The sequence below is a fragment of the Spirillospora sp. NPDC048823 genome, assembly GCF_043198445.1.
GTDB lineage: Bacteria > Actinomycetota > Actinomycetes > Streptosporangiales > Streptosporangiaceae > Spirillospora.
Genome location: NZ_JBICUT010000036.1, coordinates 1 through 5,964 on the forward strand (window position 1 = coordinate 1; position 5,964 = coordinate 5,964).

A 5,964-nucleotide genomic window follows, 5' to 3' on the forward strand; every position below is an offset into this window, starting at 1 on the left:
CCTGTCTGGCCGGGCACCTGGGCTTGGCGGGGGCGTAGCCACCCGTCCAGCAGTTTGATCCCCGATAGCCGCTGTCCGCCGGTTGCGGTCAGCGTGGCCGAACGACAACGAGCGACATTGCGCTCCCAGTGGCTCGGGCAGCAACTACGCGAACTGCGCGACGCCAGCGGCTTGATGATCAAGGAGGTTGCCGAATACCTCCAGCGGGACCCAGGGACCGTCAGCCGGTTCGAGTCGGGCTTCTACCCGATCCGCCGCCCCGACCTGATGGCACTCCTGGACCTGTACGGCGTCTCGAACCGGCAGCGACGCGAGGCGCTGATGGCGCTCAGCCAGGACGTCTGGCAGAAGGGCTGGTGGGACGGCTACGCCGCCGACGTGGTCGGATCGCTGATCGATTACGCCTGGCTGGAGTCACGAGCAGACCGCATCCGCTCGTTCGCCGCCATCGTGATCCCTGGCCTGCTCCAGACCCCCGAGTACGCAAGAGCAGTGATCCGCACCAACGACACGGACGCCACGCCCGACCAGGTCGACCGTTGGCACGAACTCCGAATGCACCGTCAGACGGTCCTGGAGGCCGAAGAGGCGACCCAACTGACCGCCGTCTTGGACGAAGCCGTCCTGCGGCGCCAGATCGGCGACTCCGAGATCATGGCCGCACAGCTCCGCCACCTGGCGCAATGCACGGCCAAGCCCACCGTGGACATTTGGGTCCTTCCGTTCCGAGCGGGCACACCGGCCGGCACTTATGGCACGTTTACGATCTTCAAGCTGCCCGCTCCCTTCCCAGAGGTCGCTACACCGAGACAATGGCAGGTGCGATCAATGCCGAACCCCCTCAAAGCGACCGCTTCATCCAGACGTATGTTGGACATGAGCGCCTGGCCCTCGGGCAGGCCGAGTCCACCGCTCTGATCTCCAAGATTGCAGAGGAATGGAAGTGAACAAGCCAGAGGCCGACGACGCTCTCACTTCACAGCAGCGTAGTGACGTCGCCTGGCACATCAGCACCTTCAGCCCCGACAACGGCGGCAACTGCGTCGAGGCAGGCCCCCTCACAGACGGCACCGACCGCGTCGCCGTCCGCCACAGCCACCGCCCCGACGCCGGAGTCATCCTCTACACCCGTGCCGAATGGCAAGCCTTCCTCGCCGGCGTCCGCAACGGAGAATTCGACTTCTTCACCTGGTGACCGGTGCAGAACTGCTCGGCGCCTGCCAGGGCGCGCAGGACAGCCTGAGACCTTCTTCCAATCTTGATCATTCGAACCTCGCGCTTGGCCGGATTGTCGTCGAACGGCACCCGGGCATCCACCGTGAACCGCAGGTGGTCGTCGTGACACAGCAGCCGGCGGGCCTGCGCGTTATGGTCCTTCTCCAGATCGGAGGCACGAGATCTGGTCGCTTGGACGGCCCAGGCGGGCGACGGACCGGAATACGTTCTTGGCGCGGTCAACGTGGCGGAATCGATGGTGTTCAGGGTGCCGTCGCGGGAAGAGCATCATCGACCAGGCGTTTCATGCAGCGCAGCGCGTCGGCGGCCTACTCGACCCAGCATCATTGGCCAGCATCGCCGAACCTCGGCTTGGTGGTCGGCAACAGCCGGCCGTCCCCGCATTAGGCAGTTCAACTCCCCCGATCGACAATTCGCAGTCAGAAGATGTCGTCGACAGCCTGCGTTGGGGCAGCACGCATTTAGTCGTATACGCTGTTCCGTTCTCCAAGTCGCTGCCGCGTTCGAACCGCTGCTGCGGCCCTTGGACCCGACCGACACCGTCGTCACCGCCGTTGCCCTGCACACCCAGCGCAACTACGCCCGTTTCCCTGTCGAGGACAACAACACCCACTTCATCCTGGTCGCGAAGAAGAACCAGCCCTCGCTGTATCACCAGCTCAAGCGGCCGCCCTGCAGGAGATCCAGACCGGTAGACCAGATTAATCACGAGGTATCGAGATATTCATCTGGTATCTCGGCAAGTTGACCTTCCAAATCCCAACCATCAGGTTTAGCCGTTGAATCCCACCATTCTTGTCCGGAGTTCAGCCATTCTCTCCGATACTGTCGGATTCCTTCCAATGTGGCGTCTTCATAGCCAAATTCCACCCCGCAGCATGAGCATATCTCAAAGGATGGCGTGTGCCCATCTAGCCCCCATGGTGGCTCCACCCGCGGAAAGCCGCACACGCGACACCTGTAGATCTCGTCATGCGGCTTGGGCACGGAAGTACTCCAGGTTGTTCCGGAATCCATGTTGGGCCGGATTGGGACGGAAGTAAGTACGGATGATCCCATCCTTTGTACGTACCGCGAAATCATTGCTACGTGGATTAAAAAACACTCGGTCTCCATTCCCACGTATCCGCACCAATGTCCCCGTCGGTGGCTTGCTAGTGAATTGTCTTGCCGCCTTGAGGTACTCCAATGAATTGTATAGCTCAGGAAACTCTCCCTTGTGCTTCTTCCAGTGGGAAAATGCATTTTGGGCCGACGAAAAGTTGCCGCATGGCCCTGCATTGTGGACGAGGGCGCCTGTGGTCCCTACCTTCACATAGTAGGTGTGATGATTGGCGATGGTCAGGTTGTGGACGCGTTGGTGCTTGGTGGTCCAGCGTTTGGTGGCGGTGACCTGGATGTAGGTGCCGGCGCTGGTACGGAGCCACATGCCGGGCTTGAGCTCGGCGGCTTCAACCCAGGCGTTGATGTCACCGGCGACCCAGAAGGGGTGGTTACCTGTGGATATGACCATGCCGTTTTTGGCTTGTTTAAGCCCCTGGAGCTTGGAGGGGGAGAGATTGATGCTGCGGCTCGACATCCAGGCCAGTGCGGGGGCGTTGGCGTCGATACTGATCTGAATGAGGTTCTTGGTTCCCTTGCTGGTGATAGTGCCGAGAACGGGTTCTTCCTTGGTCTTTCCGGTTTTAGGGTCGGTTGCCAAGACCTTGTCGCCGACCCGTAGATCCTCGAAATGCGGTACAAGCACGTGAGGGAAATCAATTATACAGTTGCATACCACAAATCGTTTACAGAAAACTTCTCCAGATCGAGCAGTTGAAGCCTTTCTGGTACATCAAATGCATTATTTAATGTCGAGAGAGAGCAGGACAATTGAGGGTAGTTGAAATCGTCAACTGTCACGATCACCATACCCTCCTCCTTGGCCATTGTATTCTCTTGAATAAAGGCAAACGGCAGTACGGTTGAAATCAGACCGACAACCTGCTTCCCCGCGATGACACGCAACCAAGTTTCCCCTGCATTTTCGTCCCAATCGACCTCAGCCGACATATCGCGGGCGAGGTCGGAAGCCATCGACTGGGCAGTTAAAGCAGACCAAGTACCGGCAACCAATAAGGCGCGATGGAGAGCATCTTCGATGCTGTTTGTCACCCTGGACTCCCTGGCGATCCGTGAACAAAACCAGTCCGAGTGCGGTATACGTTTATCCAGTTGGTCGGCGTCCCGTCACCGAGATATCCGGCAATGCCATTTGCGACCGGCACTTTAGCCTTGCTTTCCACCCAGAGAGCGTGCCGATCAGCATAAGCAGCTGCGTCCAGTGTAGCCTTTCCGGAGTTCACATAGAAGCCAAATTGACTCTTCCCTGGCGTGCCATCTACATGTGGGACCATCCCGGCCGAGTCGAGCGTGTATCGACCGTTGGTCAACTGGCCGTGCCTGTTAACCGTGATCTTAGGGGGTTGGAACCTTCCTAGCCATGATCCGCTTTTCCCAATGCTCCAGTGGGGAGTTCTCCGGCGCCGTAGCCGCTGTTGACGGCGCCTCCGGCGGTCATGGCTCCGGAGATGGCGCGCAGGCATAGGCCGGAGCGGGCGCAAGCGAGGCCGGCCGCTTGGAAGGCTCCGGATTCGCAGCCTCGGCGGCGCAGAGGATCAGACCAGCGGTGACGACGGTGGTGATGCCGCCGATGACGAGGGCTTATTTGAGGCCGGAATCGGTGGTGTCGTTTCCGGTGAAGGGGTTGTGGTGGCACAGGCTTTGTGCGTTGGAGTTGATGGTTCGGCAGAAGCCGTCCCATTGGTTGTCGTCCAGGCCGGGTTCGTCACCGGTGACGAGGACCCAAATTACAGCCGCCGTATCAGTACGCTGCAACTTATGAATCGGATGTTACTGAACCACCGGAATCGAGGTAGGTATTCAGCGCATCGCGCCAATCATCACCACCCAGACCCGCACCACCCCGACATGATCGACGGCTGCATGACCACCACAGGCCTCACTCTCATCACCACACCCGCCAACACCAATTAAGCCTGGTTGGGCCATCATTACGGACAACCTCTAGGCGAGTCCGATGGAGTCCAACCTACGCTCCCCCCGAACCCAGCCACACCTGAGCCTGCTCCGCTACAGTTAATACTCGCCGCTCCACAAGACCGGTGGCGTATTCCCGCAACCGGACAGAGCTACGAGCATCATTCAGGCCAAGAAGGCCAGCAGATGACTGCCACAAAGTTCCTCTAATTACGGCGCGCCCATCAAGGGATGCTGCTGCGAATTCGATATAGCCTTGACGAAACCCAAAAATACCACTCGCTGAACCAATCCCCGCAATATCAGGATCCCCGATCCTAGCAACAAGGGCCCAGTGAGGCTCCAGCAATTCGGAGCTCTCGGAGTTAACAGAGAGCAAGAATTTGCCACAATGGTCGAACAGGCCGACCTCCGTCGCCATTTGAGCCCACATGGAGTTTAAGTTATCGACGAGATCTGGATCGTCAAGCTGGTAACTTACGTCTCGCCTCCCTCCCTCTCCAGGGCTACAAGTTGTTGCGGCCCACGCGACCTGGACCGGAATCAGGGCAGCTTCATATCGAGCCGCAAGCAACTCGAAGCCCGCCGCCTGGAGTTCCTCTGTGAACTGTTGCACACTCAGACCATCAAGGTCGTCCACCATTAGTTCTCCGTCTGATAATCTTGTCAGCACGCCGGGGGCTTGTAGAGATTAATTTTCTTGTAGTTATGTCCGGAAACCCAACCAATATCACCATAGCCGTTGATCATGATTCGATAGCTATTGCCACCTCCGGGTACGTCATAAATTTGTGATCCGCCCCATTTGCGCGCTATCTTACCAGGAGTGCCGTTGCGGGCCTCGAAGATGTCTGGAGTACCATCAGGTTTCGTGCGCGGCGTGAAAGTCTGGTTCTCGATCGCCTCTTTGATGATAGGCGGCAAGTCCGAGTCGGCATTGTGAACGAGGACAGGCGTTTCACCGACCAGCACATAGTATGTATGGGCGTTGGCGATCGTGAGGTTATGAACGCGCTGATAGTGGGTGGTTCGATGCTTGGTCGCGGCGACCTGGACGTAAGTGTCGAAGCTGGTGCGAAGCCACATTCCGGGTCTGAGGTCGGTCGCGTTCATCCACGTGTTGATGCTGCCAGCGACCCAGAAGGGGTGCTTGTCAGTAGCGACGAGCGCTCCGCTTTTACCCTTGAATGGCTTTGGCCCTGGCAACTTGGCGGAGATAGATCTGAGTTCTCTGCCCGTCATCCAGGCCAGCGCGGGGGCCTTGTCATCAACGCTGATCTGGACGAGTTTCTTGGCCCCCTTGCTGGTGATGGTACCGAGAATGGGTTCTGCTTTAGTTTCCCCGGTTTCGGGGTCGGTCGCCAAAACCCTGTCGCCGACGCGTAGATCCTCAATGTTCTTTTTGCTTCCATCGGCCATAAGGACTTTGGTGCCGGGTGTGAAGCTGCTTCGACAGAAGAGTCTTCCTAGCCATGATCCGCTTTTCCCCATCGCTCCGCTGGGGAGTTCTCCGGCGCCGTAGCCGCTGTTGATGGCGCCTCCGGCGGTCATGGCTCCGGAGACGGCGCGGAGGCACACGCCTGATCTTGCGCATGCGAGGCCGGCTGCTTGGAAGGCTCCGGATTCGCAGCCTCCGGCGGCGCAGAGGATCAGACCAGCGGTGACGACGGTGGTGATGCCGCCGATGAC

8 protein-coding genes are annotated in these 5,964 nt (G+C 59.0%); 3 read left to right on the top strand and 5 right to left on the bottom strand.

Annotation, left to right across the window (positions count from 1 at the left end; all coding sequences use genetic code 11):
• Positions 1-918, top strand: a 918-nt coding sequence (locus tag ACGFK0_RS37470; protein WP_392913496.1) for a helix-turn-helix domain-containing protein, incomplete at its 5' end; no start/stop codon positions are given.
• A gap of 25 nt (positions 919-943) precedes the next feature.
• Positions 944-1,195: a DUF397 domain-containing protein gene (locus ACGFK0_RS37475; RefSeq protein WP_392913498.1), complete on the top strand. Its 252-nt coding sequence runs from the start codon at positions 944-946 to the stop codon at positions 1,193-1,195.
• Here ACGFK0_RS37475 and ACGFK0_RS37480 read toward each other — a convergent pair.
• Positions 1,123-1,458, bottom strand: coding sequence for a transposase (locus ACGFK0_RS37480; RefSeq protein ID WP_392913500.1), 336 nt, complete (start codon positions 1,456-1,458; stop codon positions 1,123-1,125). The two genes, ACGFK0_RS37475 and ACGFK0_RS37480, sit on opposite strands and share 73 nt — an antisense overlap.
• Before the next feature lie 301 nt (positions 1,459-1,759).
• On the opposite strand from ACGFK0_RS37480, the gene ACGFK0_RS37485 reads away from it, so the two are divergent.
• Positions 1,760-1,984: a hypothetical protein gene (locus tag ACGFK0_RS37485; protein ID WP_392913502.1), complete on the top strand. Its 225-nt coding sequence runs from the start codon at positions 1,760-1,762 to the stop codon at positions 1,982-1,984.
• Between the two features lie 222 nt (positions 1,985-2,206).
• On the opposite strand, the gene ACGFK0_RS37490 is transcribed toward ACGFK0_RS37485, so the two are convergent.
• From ACGFK0_RS37490 to ACGFK0_RS37505, 4 genes are all read right to left on the bottom strand, one after another.
• A complete protein-coding gene (locus tag ACGFK0_RS37490) occupies positions 2,207-2,983 on the bottom strand; it encodes a polymorphic toxin-type HINT domain-containing protein (protein ID WP_392913504.1) in 777 nt (258 codons plus the stop codon).
• 14 nt (positions 2,984-2,997) lie between these two features.
• The gene (locus ACGFK0_RS37495; protein ID WP_392913506.1) at positions 2,998-3,390 is read right to left on the bottom strand and encodes a hypothetical protein; all 393 of its coding nucleotides are present in this window, start codon (positions 3,388-3,390) and stop codon (positions 2,998-3,000) included.
• A 937-nt stretch (positions 3,391-4,327) separates the two neighbouring features.
• A complete protein-coding gene (locus tag ACGFK0_RS37500; RefSeq protein WP_392913508.1) occupies positions 4,328-4,915 on the bottom strand; it encodes a hypothetical protein in 588 nt (195 codons plus the stop codon).
• A 26-nt stretch (positions 4,916-4,941) separates the two neighbouring features.
• Positions 4,942-5,964 (bottom strand): polymorphic toxin-type HINT domain-containing protein (locus tag ACGFK0_RS37505; protein WP_392913510.1); only part of this gene is annotated, 1,023 nt, incomplete at its 5' end.